Here is a 15,830-nt window from a genome sequence, read left to right as displayed (position 1 = left end):
GAGTACTTGTCATGACTTCTCGTACGAAAGGAATATCCGATGGAAAAGTATTTGACTTCTTGGTTGGCGTAATGTCTTTCATTATTTTGGCAGTGGTGCTATATCCTTTGATTTTTGTTGTAAGTGCTTCCTTTAGTGATCCTTCAAGAGTGATGAATGGCGAAATGTGGTTATTGCCGAAAGGCTTTACTGTAGATGCCTATACGGAAATCTTTAAGAATAGTGACATTTGGAATGGCTATAAAAACACATTTATCTATACAACATTAGGTACCTTTATCAATATTATTCTAAGTACACTTGCTGCTTATCCACTATCGAGGCGAGATTTACCTGGTAGGAACATCTTTATGTTTTTAATAACATTTACGATGTTTTTTCATGGAGGTCTAATTCCAACCTTTTTAGTTGTCCAAGATTTAGGGATGGTAGACACGATTTGGGCTATGGTTATTCCAAATGCAATTGCGACCTATAATTTAATTGTCATGAGAACATATTTTCAAACAAGCATACCATGGGAGCTTCAAGAATCCGCCATGATTGATGGTTGTTCTAATATTAAGCTTTTATTTAAGATTATTTTGCCACTGTCCAAGCCGATTATTGCAGTAATGGTTTTGTTCTATGCAGTGGGGCATTGGAATGCATTTTTCAATGCATTAATTTATTTGCGAGATGATCAACTTTACCCATTACAGCTCATCCTTCGAGAGATCTTACTTGTCAATCAACTAAGTGGTACAGAGTCCGCTGGTATGTTTGGCATGGATGAAAAGATATTACTCGGTGAAAGTATTAAATATGCCTTAGTAGTCGTTGCTAGCGTGCCAGTACTAATTATGTATCCATTTGTACAAAAGCACTTTGTAAAAGGTGTCATGATTGGTTCTATAAAAGGATAAGCACAATTTTGATAATATTTATAAAAGCGAAGGAGCTGAACATGATGAATAAATTCACTTTATCCTTCATCACTTGTTTGATTGGCTGTTTTGTATTTTTTCCTTCTATTTCTTTAGGTTATAGTAATCCATTAGATATACCTGATTCCTGGGTGTGGGATCATGGAGGATTCTATGGAGAAGGGGATCCTTATATACTTAAGCATAACGGAATATACTACCTCTATGTGAGTACAGTCGATGATAAGAGTGGAGTAAAGGTATGGAAATCTAATAATCTAATAGATTGGGAGTATGGTGGTCTGGTCACAGAAGAAGCAAGTACAAAAGCAGCATATGCGCCAGAAGTAACGTATTGGAATGGTGCTTTTTATATGTACACATCTCCAGGAGGTAATGGTCACTATGTATATAAAAGTGACAGTCCTCTTGGTCCTTTTAAGAAACAAACAGAGAATCTAGGGATGGGTATAGATGGCCATGTGTTTATAGATGATGATGGTAAGTGGTATTTTTATAGCACAGGATCGAATCAGATTATAGCTAGGCCAATGAGTGATCCCTATACCTTCGGTGAACCAGTGGATACGGGAGCTGCTATGAACGGCTGGACAGAAGGAGCTACACTACTTAAAAGAAATGGGAAATATTTTATGACCTATACTGGTAACCATATATGGAATAAAGCATACCGAATTAACTATAGTAGCAGTGATGTGCCAACAAATGGCTTTGGAGATGATTCCTATCAAAATCCAATTATCATTCAAACCGAAGGATCACATACAGGATTAGGTCATAATTCCATTATTAAAGGCCCAGATCTCGATACTGATTATATCGTTTACCATAGTCATGCTAATCCAGGACGAGAAACGAATATCGATAGAATTGTTTGGAATGGGGATAAAATGCTTACTCTTGGCCCAACGACGACGGCACAGCCTAATCCAGATATGCCTGAATTTAGTGATCTATTTAAAAGAGATATAATCGGTGACGACTGGGAGAACGTTAATGGCGGAGATTGGAAAATAAGTAATAAGAAATGGTTATCTCAAGATAAAAAAGGGGATGAAAACTGGTATCGATTAGTCACAACGGAAAAAACAGCTGAAAATTATACAGCGGAGTTCAATATGAAGATGAAAGAACAGGGAACTAGTGATAATCCTAGATTTGGAGCGATATTTTCCTACACAGATGAAGAAAATTATGGTGTGGCGCTGTTAAGCCCTAAGAAAAATCGATTAGAAACCTTCTTTAAAGTAGATGGTATTGATCAAGGGTGGGAGAGCACAGATTTACCATCTGGATATGACTACTCTAATCTTCATCAAATTCGAGTGGAAAAAGAAGACGACACCTTTAAGATTTACGTTGATGGAATGTTAAAACAAACGAGAAAGGGTCTTAAACTGAATGGTGGAAAAACAGGATATACCACTCAAGATTTAAGTGCGCACTTTGGTTATGTTGCCTTTAGTAATAAAGTAAATGGAAGCAATGCCTTTGATGCTTATAAGCCTTTACCTGGATCAATTGAAGCTGTACATTACAACACTGGCGGGGACGGAAAAGGATATCATGAATTAACAGATAAAATTAATTTGGAGTACAGAAAAGATACAGTAGATATTGAACGTAATTCTGAAGGTGGATATATGGTTGGATCCAATCAGAAAGGTGAATGGCTGAAGTATAACACGAATATAAGTGCGAGTGGGAAATATGATTTGTCCTTGAGAGTAGCATCTGAAGAAGAAAATACTAGAGTAAAGCTTTGGTTGGATGAAGAAACGGATTTAACTGGAATAGTAGCCATTCCAGACACAGATGGCAATTGGCAGAATATCCTCGTGGATGGAGTTGCGTTGCCAGAAGGAAAACACACGATTAAGGTGGAAGTACTTGAAGGTTCCTTCGATTTTTCTCAATTGAAAGTGAACAAGCATAAAAAAGTAACTGCTCTTTACGATGACTTTAATGATGGGAATGATGAAGGTTGGACTAGCTATGATGGTGACTTTATAGTGGACACGAATTTGCCAAGTCCTTTTGATGCCTATAAACCAGTGCCAGGGAAAATAGAAGCACCATATTACAATACAGGCGGAGAAGGCGTTGCTTATCATGATAGAACATCGGATAATATTGGTGGCGTTCTTCGAGAGGATGCGGTCGATATTCGGAACAAACCCCAAGGCGGTATGGCGGTTGGATGGAACCAGACAGGTGAATGGCTAAAATATAATATAAACGTAAAAGAAAGTGGTGAATATCATTTCAGTATTGATACAGCTACTACGTTTACGAATGCCAAAATGAGATTATGGCTAGATGACGAAATAGACTTAACTGGCGTAGTGGATGTTCCGAGTACAGGTGACTGGAATAATTGGAATCCCGTTACGGTCGAAGGGATACGCTTACCTGAGGGTGAACATACAATTAAACTAGAAATAGTCAATGGAGAATTTGATTTTGCCAGCCTTCAGTTTGCTTCTTATGAAATTTACAAGCCTCTTCCTGGATTACTTGAAGCAGAAGATTATAATTCTGGTGGTCAAGGAGTAGCTTATCTGGATAATACGGAAGGTAACAGTGGTGGTGAATATCGCGACGAGGATGTGGATATTCGACTGCTACCTCACGGTGGATATGCTATAGAAAGCTTCGAACAGGGAGAATGGTTGAAATATAACGTCGATATTAGTGAGGAAGGCAATTACGGCTTGGATTTAGTGGTATCTTCAACCGATGACAATGCCCAAGTAAAATTAAAGTTAGATGATGAAGCTATTTCAGATACAATAACCATTCCTAACACCGGTGGCAATAACAATTGGGAAACTATTACTTTTAACGATATTCCATTACCAGAAGGCAAGCATGTAATTACCGTGGAAGCAGTAGAGGGCGAATTTGAACTTTCCAAAATGATCGTGCAAACCTTTGATAATCATAAAGAACTCCCAGGCACCATAAAGGCTGTAGACTATATCACTGGTGGTGAAGGTGTGGGCTACCACGATCTTACTGCTGGTAATACGGGAGGAGAGTTCCGTGAGGATGATGTAGATATGAGAGTACACCCAGACGGTTCTTATAATATTGGGTGGAATCAAAAAGGAGAATGGTATAAATATAATGTAAATGTAAGTGAAGGTGACAACTATACGTTGGATATGAAGGTTGCCACAACTTTTAAAGATAGCCAGGTAAGATTATGGCTAGATGATGAGATTGATTTAACAGGAGTAATAGATATACCAAGTACAGATAGCTGGGACGACTGGTCAAGTGTCATTAAAGAGAACATCTCATTACCTGCTGGAGACCATACGATTACAGTAGAAGTTGTAAATGGCGAGTTCGATTTTCATAGCTTTCGGTTTTATCAAGGGCCGAAAGAAGAAATGGAAATAGAAGGGGAGTATACCGCAAGCCTTGGAACATTCGCAAAATCGGTTATCGGGGAAAAAGATTGGAAAGATTACAGTGTGGAAGCAGATATTAATTTAGTGGATGGCAATGGTGAAGCCGGATTAATTTTTAGAGTAAACAACCCAGCCGATGGAATCGAATATAATCAAAACAGATCAGACTTCATGCAAGGCTATGTAGCCTATCTAGATGAAGATGGGGTGCATCTAGGAAAACTAAATTATAATTGGGGGTATTTGGATGGGGTGAAGATACCTGGTATAAAGGATGAGTGGCAGCATATGAAGGTAGAAGTGTTAGGATCCAATATTCGTGTATATGTAGGGGATATGGAGACCCCGAAAATTGATTATGATGATCATAGTGTCACGGCAATTAGTCATGGGAAAGTTGGGGTGAAAAGCTTATTTAGTAACGCTAAAATTGACAATTTCCTTGTAAAACCTATAGATATTAATCATCTTTCAATTGAGGAAATACTCAAAACAAATGAGAAGCTCGGTAACCTAAGTACACCCTTGTATAGGAAATTATACAATAAATTAAATCAATCACAGCATCATATGGACAAAGGTCGGATCGGACAAGCAACAAAGCACCTTAAGGACCTACTAATGAATCTAGAAAGAAATAAAGAAAAAATGGCTTTCCGTATTTATGAACAATTAAAATATGATGTAAATTATTTGATAGAATATTTGCAAAATAAATAAGAAATATTTTAGTTATTAATCCTTGTGCTAATTTTTCTTAAGACCCCACTTCAACATTGGGAAGTGGGGAATCTCTGTCAGAAAATGTCCAATGGAAGATTTCATTTAATGGGAGGTTAGGAAAATGAGTGGATTTAATGGGTTAGGAATGGGCTTAGGAAGCTTATCGAGATTATCCAAAGCGAAAACAAGGTCGATTAGTGCAGAAAACTTTGATGGGGGAAAAGGTAGAGGGGGAATGGCAACAGAAGGAACAGGTGCAGAAGCAGCAAGAGACTTAGGTCAAGGATGGAAGGTTTCCCCGTCTGTGATGTTGAAATCGAACACTTCTTTTACGATTGCTAATATAGAAGGGCCTGGTGTTATCCAGCACATTTGGATGACTACTTTCCCAGCACATTGGCGCGATTTAATTATCCAAATGTTCTGGGACGATGAAGATCATCCCTCCGTCGAAGTTCCATTTGGTGATTTTTTCTGTAACGGATGGAACGAGAGATGTCATGTTAATTCGATACCGATATCTGTTAATCCTGCTGGGGGAATGAATGCCTATTGGGAAATGCCGTTTAGAAAGTCAGCAAATATGAAGGTCGTTAATCTCAGTGATCAGGAATTCCCTCTATATTATCAAGTGGATTATAGCTTAACTGACATCCCAGAAGATGTTGGGTATTTTCACGCACAGTGGAATAGGAGTAATCCGTTGGCTTATAAAGAAGTTCATACAATTGTTGATGGAATTATGGGTCATGGTCATTACGTTGGTACTTATTTGGCATGGCAAGTAAACAGTAATCAATGGTGGGGCGAGGGAGAGATTAAGTTTTATATGGATGGAGACGAGGATTTTCCGACGATATGTGGAACTGGGACAGAGGATTATTTTGGCGGTGCCTGGAATTTTGAACAACCAAAAGGGGAGTATGGTCAATATTCAACAGCTTTTTTAGGTATGCCCCAAGTGATTAAACCTGATGGGCTTTACCGAGCGAATCAACGATTTGGAATGTATAGATGGCATATCATGGACCCAATACGCTTTGAAGAAGATTTGAGGGTAACGATTCAAGCTCTAGGGTGGCGTTCAGGAGGAAGGTACCTCCCGTTGCAAGACGATATTTCTTCTGTAGCTTATTGGTATCAAACGGAACCGCATGGGGATTTTCCAACACTACCTAATAAAGATGCGTTGGAAATTATTTAGATGGTGAATAAAAATCTTCTATTACATTACCTAGCTATAAACCATCTATAATTTGCTTATTTTTTTGTATAACCTATGATAGAATGAATACAAATAAAAACTGGAAGCTTCAATTATAAATGGGAAATAGGTAGCCGTAAAATAGAAGGTGGGCATAGACTATGTTAGTTGCAGAAAGACACCAACGCATTGTGGAGGAAGTGAATCAGAAAAAAAGTGTGCGGGTATCAGAATTATCTGCACTTTTCTCCGTAACAGATGAAACAATCAGAAGAGATTTAGAGAAGCTAGAAAAGGAAAAAAAGCTAGCCAGAAGCCATGGAGGAGCTGTAAGTATTGAACCTTCTTCAGATGGACCAGAGATTCCTTTTCAAGAACGGGAAATTACTCATGTAGAGGAAAAGAAACAAATAGCAAAAGAAGCGGTAAAACACATTGTAGAGACCGATAAGATCTTATTAGACGCTAGTACAACCGCTTTATATGTTGCCAAAAATTTACCGAATATACCCATTACCGTTTTAACTAATTCGGTGAATGTTGTCTTAGAATTAAGTAAAAAACATCATGTAACGGTTATTTCAACTGGTGGGACGTTACTTGCCCGCTCCTTTTCATATGTCGGTCCCCTAGCAGAGCGTTCGATTGATTTATATCATGTGAATAAGGCATTTCTTTCTTGTAAAGGGATCCATTTCGAAAAAGGCATTAGTGAGTCCAATGAACAACAGGCACGTGTCAAACAGAAGATGATCGAGATTGCAGATACGACTTATATATTAGCAGATCATCATAAATTTCATCAACAAGCCTTTGCACATGTTTCGAAATTAGATCAAGTTCAACGGATTGTAACAGATAGCCAAGTGGATGAAGAGGATGTTCATCAAATAGAAGAATTAGGATTACAAGTGATCAAAGCCATTACTTAACTTGTAGAGACACTTAGTAAGAAATTACTAGGTGTTTTTATTTGTCGTAATATGATAGTATAATAGTATCATAACTTAGGTTATCCGATAAACAAAGTCGCGGAGTGATAGAATGCTCAAACATATTAAAAAGTGGAATACATTAAGAAATCAATTACTAGTCGTCTATTTATTCGTTATCTTACTAGTACTAATCATAGTTAGTGCCATTACTTACATTTCGGTAGAGGATTTGTTACAAAATAATGCAGAAGAACAAATTAGACAAACGGCTATTGAATCAAGTGGCCGTTATGATTCTTTATACGAGCAATTAAATATGGTAACGAAACAAGTAATTACGAATGAAGAAGTACAACATACCCTATTCAATGAAACAAGAGGAGATACCATTACATTTGACCAAAGACAATCCTTAATGAATACCGTGAATCTAATTCAAGCAAATGCGGATGGTATTTATTCCATCGAAATTTATACAAAAAATTACGAGCGTGTCATCCCGATTGATTCTACGAGTCTAGTTGATAGGGTAAATAAAAAGTGGATTACAGCTGCCAATGAAGCAAGAGGGGGATTAATCTGGCTTGGTGAAGACCCATATGACGAAAATTATTTTTTGGTTGGTCGTCAAATCAACTTAGTCGATCGGAATTTTCTTAGAGGTGGTTACATCCTTGCAAGGATAAGCAGAAGTCATTTTCAGCTTAATCCTACTAAGCAGGAGGAGGGGCTCAAGGATTATACGGTGGTGTTAGATGAACAGAATAGACCAATCGTTTCTAATTTTAATGGAGATAGGAATCGTTTACTGCATACGGATTCGGACAGGCTCATGATCGATGATGAAGAATATATGATTGTACAACATACCTCAGAACTCACAGGCTGGACCACTTATATGTTAACACCTGTTAGGCATCTAACCAATGGGATGTCTACCGTTCAGGCAGGGATTGTAGTGGCAGGAATAATTGGTATTATGATTTTCTTAGTATCCTCCTATTTTTTATCTACGTTTATCACCAAGCCGATTACACGATTAACGAAAACAATGCGTGAAGCAGGGGAAGGTGTGCTTGCACAGAATCCTGTCATTCCATCAACGAACGAAATAAATGAATTAAATCAAACCTATAACCAGCTAGCAGCTGAGACGAACTATCTTGTGCAAATGGTCTATGAAAAAGAGCTATTAAAGAATAGAACAGAGCTGAAGGCATTACAAGCACAAATTCACCCACATTTCCTTTTTAATACATTAGATGCCTTGTACTGGTCATTAGATGAGAAGGAAGAAGAGGAATTAGCCAATGTTGTACTAGCGATGTCAGAGCTATTCCGTTATACGATTACAAAGGAGAATGAAGAGGAGTGGGTAATGATTAAAGACGAACTAGCCCACATTGAAAGATATATGGAAATCATGCGCATGAGATTTGGAGATCGATTAAATTGGGAAAAGGAAGTAGATTTTCAATGGTTAGATGCAAAAATTCCGAAGCTGATGATTCAGCCAATCGTAGAGAATGCGATATTACATGGGGCTGGAAATGTAGTTGGCCCATGTCATGTGACGGTTAATATTGAAAAAACGGAGCTAGAAAATCGATTGCGTATTTCAGTAATTGATAATGGACCAGGTATGAATCAAGAAATGCTTGCACATGTCAACAGCCTGATGAGTGGTTATCACAAAAACAAAAGAGGTTCAGGACTAGCTTTATATAATGTTCAGAAGAGACTGAATTTATTTTTTGAAGAAAAGGAATATCAGCCAATTGTGATTGAAAGCGAAGAGAAAAAGGGTACGAGGGTTAGCTTTGAAATTCCGATAAGGAGCTGAGAGTGAATGGAACGAAAAGTGATATTAGTAGTGGATGATGAGCCTAGAAGTCGCCAAGGGATAAAAAAGACAATAGAGAGAAACGCCATTGACCGATACGAGGTACTAACGGCAGAAAATGCAACAGAAGCAATCAAGCAAATTCATCAACAAAAGGTCCATGTTTTAATAACAGATATTCGCATGCCTGAGGTAACAGGACTAGAGATGTTACAGCAATTAAAGGAAAAGGCCCAAGATCCAGTAGTAATCATTATCTCTGCTTACTCTGAATTTGACTATGCTCATCAAGCACTGGAGCTAGGTGTGGTCAATTATTTGTTAAAGCCGATTGCGAAAGAAAAGCTAATGGAAGCAATCGAGAAGGCGATAGCAATGGAAGAAGAATTAAAAAGAAGAGGGATGGTAAAGAGAATCGTAGATGAAAAATGGATGGAAGTAAGCAATGAAACATCCTATAACCGAGCCGTAAAAGAAACGATCGCCTTTATTGAATCGCATTTTGCTGAGGAGCTTACTCTGAAAAAAGTTGCAGGAGAAGTCCATCTAAATGCTAGTTATTTAAGTGCACTCTTCAAAGAAGAACTGAATATGACCTTTAGTGAATATCTCACTCGCAGAAGATTGCAGGAAGCAAAAAAGCTATTATTATCAACTGATTTAACCATTTCTGAAATCGCAGAACAAATAGGTTATCAAACTTCTAAATATTTTATCAAGCTATTTAAGCAATATGAAAATATGACACCAAATGTGTATCGAAAAAGTAATTGAAAACGATTTCTAAAATTAGTGGTATTTTACCTAATCATTGATACCTTACAGAGAAAAAAACTTGGTGCTAAACTGAAATGGAAATGAAAAAACATATTTCAAGGGGGTTTTACAATGAAGGGCAAATGGAAGAAGAGTTTGTTCGTTTTGTCTCTCGCTTTTGTTTTCATTCTTGCAGCATGTGGAGGAAATTCTGAATCTGAAACGAGTGATGATTCAAATGAAAGCGGTTCAGACTCAGGGAAGAAGACGATTGAATTTATGCACTTATGGCCAGAAGGTAGTTCTAAACAGCATCATGAAATCGTCAATAATATTATTAAAGAATTTGAAGAAGAAAATCCAGACGTTAAGGTGGAAGTGGAGATATTAGGAAATGAACAATATAAAGAAAAATTAAAGGTTTTATCCACCTCTAATGAGCTTCCTGATGTGGGAATGGCATGGCCAGCTGGATTTTTGGAGCCATATGTAAGCGGTAATATGTTTGCTTCATTAGATGATGTTCTTGAAGGTCCATTAAAAGACAAATTTGTAGCTGGTACTGCAGAAGCTTATCAAATTGATGGAACGACTTATAGTTTACCATTAGAATTAAATATTACGCCAATCTATTACAACAAACGTATTTTTGATGAAAATGGAGTGGAAGTTCCAAAGACATATGAGGAGTTAAAAGCTGCGATTCAAACATTGGCAGATAATGGCGTTACTCCTGTAGCTCTTGGAAACAAGGATCGTTGGACAGGGTCTATGTGGTATATGTACTTAGCTGATCGTATTGGTGGTCCAGAAGTATTGAATAATGCGATTAATCGCACAGGTAGCTTTGAAGATCCTGCATTGATTCAAGCAGCAGAGGAGATTCAAGAGCTTGTAGATATGAATACATTTATCAATGGTTTTAACGGTCTTGGTAATGACGAAGCAAAAGGATATTTTATTAATGAACAAGCAGCCATGTATCTTATGGCAACTTGGGATTTACCAGAATGGACTACTAATGAAGATAATCCAAAGGAATTTAGAGATTCTGTGGAATATATGAAGTTTCCAACGGTTGAAGGCGGAAAAGGCGATATAAATAGCTTCGTAGGTGGTCCAGGTGTTGGATTATTTGTGGCAGAAAATTCAGATGTAAAAGAAGAAGCAAAAGATTTTGTTGCCTTTTTTGTAGAAAAATGGGGCGAAAAATCGGTTACAGATGCTGGTGTTATCCCTGCGACAAAAGTAAACACAGAAGGTATGGAGTTACCACAAATGTATATTGATATCTTAAATGATTTAAATGAAGCATCTAATTTAACACTTTATGCAGATGTACAAATGAGTCCAAGTGTTGCAGAAGTTCATCTAGATATGATACAAGCATTATTTGGTAAAGCTGTTACACCAGAGGAATTTGCAAAAGAGCAAGAAGATGCACTAGCAGCAGAAGAATAAATTAGTATTCTCTATCGAAGTAACCAATCAATCATTATACAACAACTTCGAAAAGGAACTGTCTTAAAAGCTAGTTTACAAATGTATGGAACTTGTCATTGCTCCAGTCCGCCGTGAGCTAGCTTTGAGTACAGCTCCTTTTCTTTTCTAAAAATAAGGAGAAGGGGATTTTTCTATGAACAAAGTAATGTCAAATAAACTAGTCATTGCTTTATATGTATTGCCAGCGCTAATACTAATCGTTGCTTTAATTTATGGGCCAATTTTATTAACTGGATACTATGGGCTAATGGAATGGAATGGTATTGGTCCCATGACATTTATTGGTCTTGAAAATTATATGGAATTAGTAAAAGATGCGAAGTTCTGGGAAAGTGCAGGACATTCCTTTTTACTAGCATTATTTTCAACGATCAGTCTTGCAGGATATTTAATTATTTCTTTAATATTAGCTGGAAAAATAAAAGGATCTAATCTATTAAGAAAAATTTACTTAATCCCAATGCTGTTGTCATCTGTTGCGATTGCGCAGCTATGGATTAAGATATATGATCCAAATAATGGAATGTTAAATAGTTTATTAATGAGCTTAGGTGTTGAGTCTCCTCCAGCATGGCTTGCAGATCCTAATTTAGTTTTATATGCAATTTTTGTAGCGATCTTATGGCAATATGCAGGCTTTTATATCATCATCTACTATGCCGCTTTAAAAGGTATTCCAGAATCGTTGATTGAAGCAGCAAAGATTGATGGAGCAAATCCTATACAAATTGCTTATAAAATTAAGGTACCTTTAATTTCCGGGGTTATAAAAGTAACCGTCGTTTTAGCTATTGTTGGGTCATTGAAATATTTTGATTTAATTTATGTGATGACCGGTGGTGGACCAAATGGAGCGAGTGAAGTGATTGCTTCCTATATGTATCAAAAGGCCTTTGGAAGCTATGAGTTTGGCTATGGTAGTGCAGTAGCATTCTTCCTATTGATCATTACCTTAATCGTAACATGGTTGACCCGTAAGCTGACGGCTTCAGAAGATGAAGTGCAATATTAATGGAAGGAAGGTATAACAGGATGGCTTTGAGTAGACAAAACGTTAAGTCCGACCAAAGTGCTTGGACAAGAATTGGTATGACTGTGCTTTATATAGCTTTAATTATAGTAGCTATTTTTCAAATATATCCATTAATCTGGTTGTTTCTATTTTCGCTAAAAAGTAATGCAGAGGTATTTGGATTGTCTCCATTCGCTTTACCACAAGAACCGAAATGGGAGAATTATGTTAGGGTATGGACAGACGGTAATATTGATCTCTATTTCTTTAATAGTGTCTGGATTACAATAGTATCGGTTATTTTAACGGTATTACTTGCAAGCTTTGTCACATTTGCGATAACGAGAATGCAATGGAAGCTAAATAAGCTCGTTCTTGGATTATTTATGGTTGGCTTGATGGTTCCCATTCATTCTGCCTTAATTCCACTATTTGATTTTTTCTTACAGCTAGACTTAGTAGATCATCCGTTATCGATTATTTTATCCTATACGGCTTTTAATTTACCTTTGACCATTATGATTTTATTAGGATTTTATTACACGTTACCACGTGAGGTAGAGGAAGCTGCTGTCGTAGATGGTTGTTCTGTTCATCGTATCTTCTTCCAAATCACATTACCAATGACAACACCGGTGATGGCGACAACAGCGATCATTAATATGATCTACAACTGGAATGAGTTTGTCTTTGTAAATACATTTATTAGCTCAGATAAATTTAAGACATTAACAGTAGGTATCCAAAATTTTATCGGTCAATATTTGACAGATTGGGGTGCGATTGGGGCAACACTAGTCATTAGTATTATCCCGATTTTAATTGCCTTTTTAATCCTAAGTGATCGTATCGTAGAAGGGATTGCAGCGGGATCGATCAAAGGTTAAATTTTATATAGCTTGATGAAAACCTGAAGCTTTTAAGGAGCTTCAGGTTTTACTACTTTCTTCTAATAGCTTCTCTTGTTTCGCCTCAACTCTCTTAAATGTGAGATAGCTATTCCCCATTATTAGAAAGGCGATGATACTTCCACTAAAGAATGGAATTAATCCAGGTATTGCTTGCATGACGAATAAAAGGATGATAATACTTACAACTAAAGCAATGTTATGCATTGGATGTAATAACATGAGGAAGAATGCATTTCTCCATATTTGTGTAAACCGGACATCGTAATGTACATATACCGGAATCACATAAAGGATAGTTAAACTAATTAAGAACATAAATAGATATAATGGAATTTTAATAATATCATGAAATCCACCTTGATTCATGCCGATGTATTGAAAATTAACATAGAACAAAAAGGCAATGATCATAATAATTAAACCGATTACATTACTCTTTAAAAATTCTTGTTTATACGTTTTCCAAAAGGTTGAAAATACCGGATCATCGATATTCCCCATAATCCATTGCCTAACAAGCGTAAACATGGCTACCGTCGCAGGGAAAAACCCGAATACGACTAACCCGAGTAAGGAAAAACCTATCCACAGGATATTAACATAGGCAAAGCGCGTAATCCATTCTGTTCCTTTATATAAAGCATTCATTATTTATAATCTCCCCTGCTTATTTGTGATATCTCTATTTTAACATAAAGTAGTGCCATATTGCGGATGAAAATGGACAGAAATAAGCTCAAAATGTAAGAATAATAGGTTAAATCAATAAAAATATGTAAACGTTTAATTGATAAAATAGTGTTAAGTGTTAAGAGAAAGAAATTTAGAAAGGGTTGTGGTCAAATGAAAAAAATATGGTTAATTAGTGCATTGTGTATGGTTGCTTGTTTGATCGTTGCATGTAGTAATAATACGACAAGTAAGAAAGAGAATGACTCCTCTAGCTCAAGCAATTCAGATGGCCCTTTTGAAATGTCAGTCATGCTGAATCTTCACACACCTGAAGTCCCTCAAGATAAATTAGAGAAATTGCTCGAAGAAAAAACAAATACAGAGCTGGAAATACAATGGGTACCAGATGGCAATTATGAGGAGCGTGTGAATACAGCTTTCTCAACTAATACATTGCCTGATGCCTTTTTAGTTAAGACAGAACAGTTTGTTCAATTTAAGGATGCTATTCGGGATGGACAATTTTGGGAGATTGGGCCATATTTAGAGGAATTCGAAAATTTAAGTAAACTAAGAGAAAGCACACTAGAAAATTCGAAGGTAGATGGTGGATTATATTCTTTATATATGGGGCGTCCCTTATCCCGATCTGGTCTTATTTACAGAAAGGATTGGGCTGATAACCTAGGAATCGAAACACCAAAAACCATCGATGAATTCTATGAAATGCTCCGTGCTTTTACAGAAGACGATCCAGATGGTAATGGAAAGAACGATACGATCGGTCTTACAGACAGAGGAAATTTAGGTACTTTTGTAACCGTCTTTTCATGGATGGGTGGACCTAACAGATGGGGAGAACAGGATGGTAAGCTATTACCAGAGTTTATGTTTCCGGAATATAAAGAGGCGATGGATTTCTTTAAGGATTTGCACAGTAATGGCTATATGAATAAGGATGCACAAGTAACGAGCAAAACAGATCAGCAGGAAATGATGAAAAATGGGACAGCAGGCGCCTATATTGGCTCCATGCAGGATGTTCACGGAATCTATCAAGATGCAAAAGTGATTAATCCTGATGTTTCCTTTGATGTACATAATTATATTGAGGGGGCAAATGGTGAGTTCGGACTTCGAGCGATCCCTGGCTATGGTAGTCTTATCATGTTTCCGAAATCAGCTATCACATCAGAAGAGGAGCTGAAGGAAGTACTGAAATTCTTTGATTATTTAATGACAAAAGAAGGAGCTAACTTGCTCATCTGGGGTCAGGAAGGAGAGCACTACGAAGTGGTAGATGGCCGTGCGGATGTCATTGACCAAGATAAATTCGATGTAGAAATCAAGCCATATACAGCTTTTGAAATAGGAGAGCCGATGACTAATGGCAGATATGAATCCTATTATGATTATGAACCAGCAGCAAAAGCAACAGAATTATATAAGGATAATGATAATTATGTCGTCAATGACTTAAGTGTGGGGCTTGATTCGGAGACATATATTAAAAATGCAGGTACATTGGATCAAATTATCGAAGATGCTACCTATCAATATATTCAAGGTCAAACAGATGAAGCAGGTTTTGATGCAGCAATAGAAAAGTGGAAAGAAGCAGGCGGTGAGGAAGTAATAAAAGAGTACAATGAGCAATGGAGTAAATAAAAAAGGATAATAATGGACATGTGCAGGGGCAAGGAGAGCTGTTGCACATGTTTTTTTATTGCTTAGGAAATTATAAAATTTTAGGTTGTGGATAACATATAGAACCATGATTAGCCACTTCCAGCTCCGAGCGCCAGAAACTAGGCGACTTCCCGAAAGCGCCCTACGATAAGTCATCATCGGTTCGTAACCTCACCGTGATTCCTTTATCTCAGTTGCTTCGCTCCAGCCGCTACGTTTCTAAGCAGGCGCTCTGCG

General features: G+C 37.2%; 11 protein-coding genes. 10 read left to right on the top strand and 1 reads right to left on the bottom strand.

From position 1 onward, the window contains the following. The first annotated feature begins 11 nt into the window (after nt 1–11). The 9 genes from ACZ5R4_RS10445 (at nt 12) to ACZ5R4_RS10405 (ending at nt 13,208) form a co-directional block, all read left to right on the top strand. Nucleotides 12–905 (top strand): carbohydrate ABC transporter permease, encoded by an 894-nt coding sequence (locus ACZ5R4_RS10445; protein WP_109984727.1) that lies wholly within the window; start codon nt 12–14, stop codon nt 903–905. Between the two features lie 44 nt (nt 906–949). Continuing rightward, nucleotides 950–5,065, top strand: a complete 4,116-nt coding sequence (locus ACZ5R4_RS10440) for a carbohydrate-binding protein (protein WP_464368442.1) — start codon at nt 950–952, stop codon at nt 5,063–5,065. 124 nt (nt 5,066–5,189) lie between these two features. Then, nucleotides 5,190–6,272: a glycoside hydrolase family 172 protein gene (locus tag ACZ5R4_RS10435; protein WP_109984729.1), complete on the top strand. Its 1,083-nt coding sequence runs from the start codon at nt 5,190–5,192 to the stop codon at nt 6,270–6,272. A gap of 161 nt (nt 6,273–6,433) precedes the next feature. Further along, on the top strand, nt 6,434–7,204 hold the full coding sequence (locus tag ACZ5R4_RS10430; RefSeq protein WP_109984730.1) for a DeoR/GlpR family DNA-binding transcription regulator: 771 nt from the start codon (nt 6,434–6,436) through the stop codon (nt 7,202–7,204). Between the two features lie 112 nt (nt 7,205–7,316). Beyond that, on the top strand, nt 7,317–9,050 hold the full coding sequence (locus ACZ5R4_RS10425) for a sensor histidine kinase (RefSeq protein ID WP_277678453.1): 1,734 nt from the start codon (nt 7,317–7,319) through the stop codon (nt 9,048–9,050). A gap of 6 nt (nt 9,051–9,056) precedes the next feature. Further along, entirely contained in the window at nt 9,057–9,824 is a 768-nt protein-coding gene (locus ACZ5R4_RS10420; protein WP_054860705.1) for a response regulator transcription factor, read from the top strand. Nucleotides 9,825–9,938: 114 nt separating this feature from the next. Continuing rightward, nucleotides 9,939–11,267, top strand: coding sequence for an ABC transporter substrate-binding protein (locus tag ACZ5R4_RS10415; protein ID WP_109984732.1), 1,329 nt, complete (start codon nt 9,939–9,941; stop codon nt 11,265–11,267). Between the two features lie 175 nt (nt 11,268–11,442). Next, nucleotides 11,443–12,321 (top strand): carbohydrate ABC transporter permease, encoded by an 879-nt coding sequence (locus ACZ5R4_RS10410; protein WP_054789188.1) that lies wholly within the window; start codon nt 11,443–11,445, stop codon nt 12,319–12,321. A 20-nt stretch (nt 12,322–12,341) separates the two neighbouring features. Then, a complete protein-coding gene (locus ACZ5R4_RS10405; protein ID WP_109984733.1) occupies nt 12,342–13,208 on the top strand; it encodes a carbohydrate ABC transporter permease in 867 nt (288 codons plus the stop codon). A 42-nt stretch (nt 13,209–13,250) separates the two neighbouring features. On the opposite strand, the gene ACZ5R4_RS10400 is transcribed toward ACZ5R4_RS10405, so the two are convergent. Beyond that, nucleotides 13,251–13,880 (bottom strand): YesL family protein, encoded by a 630-nt coding sequence (locus ACZ5R4_RS10400; RefSeq protein ID WP_245902332.1) that lies wholly within the window; start codon nt 13,878–13,880, stop codon nt 13,251–13,253. A gap of 195 nt (nt 13,881–14,075) precedes the next feature. Between ACZ5R4_RS10400 and ACZ5R4_RS10395 the strand changes: the two genes are divergently transcribed. Further along, complete coding sequence (locus tag ACZ5R4_RS10395; RefSeq protein ID WP_245902333.1) at nt 14,076–15,572, top strand: extracellular solute-binding protein; 1,497 nt, start codon at nt 14,076–14,078, stop codon at nt 15,570–15,572. Nucleotides 15,573–15,830 lie beyond the last annotated feature (258 nt).

It is taken from the genome of Gracilibacillus sp. JCM 18860 (assembly GCF_055395245.1).
Note: the sequence above shows the minus strand (reverse complement) of the source record. Positions and strands in the feature narration are given on the sequence as shown.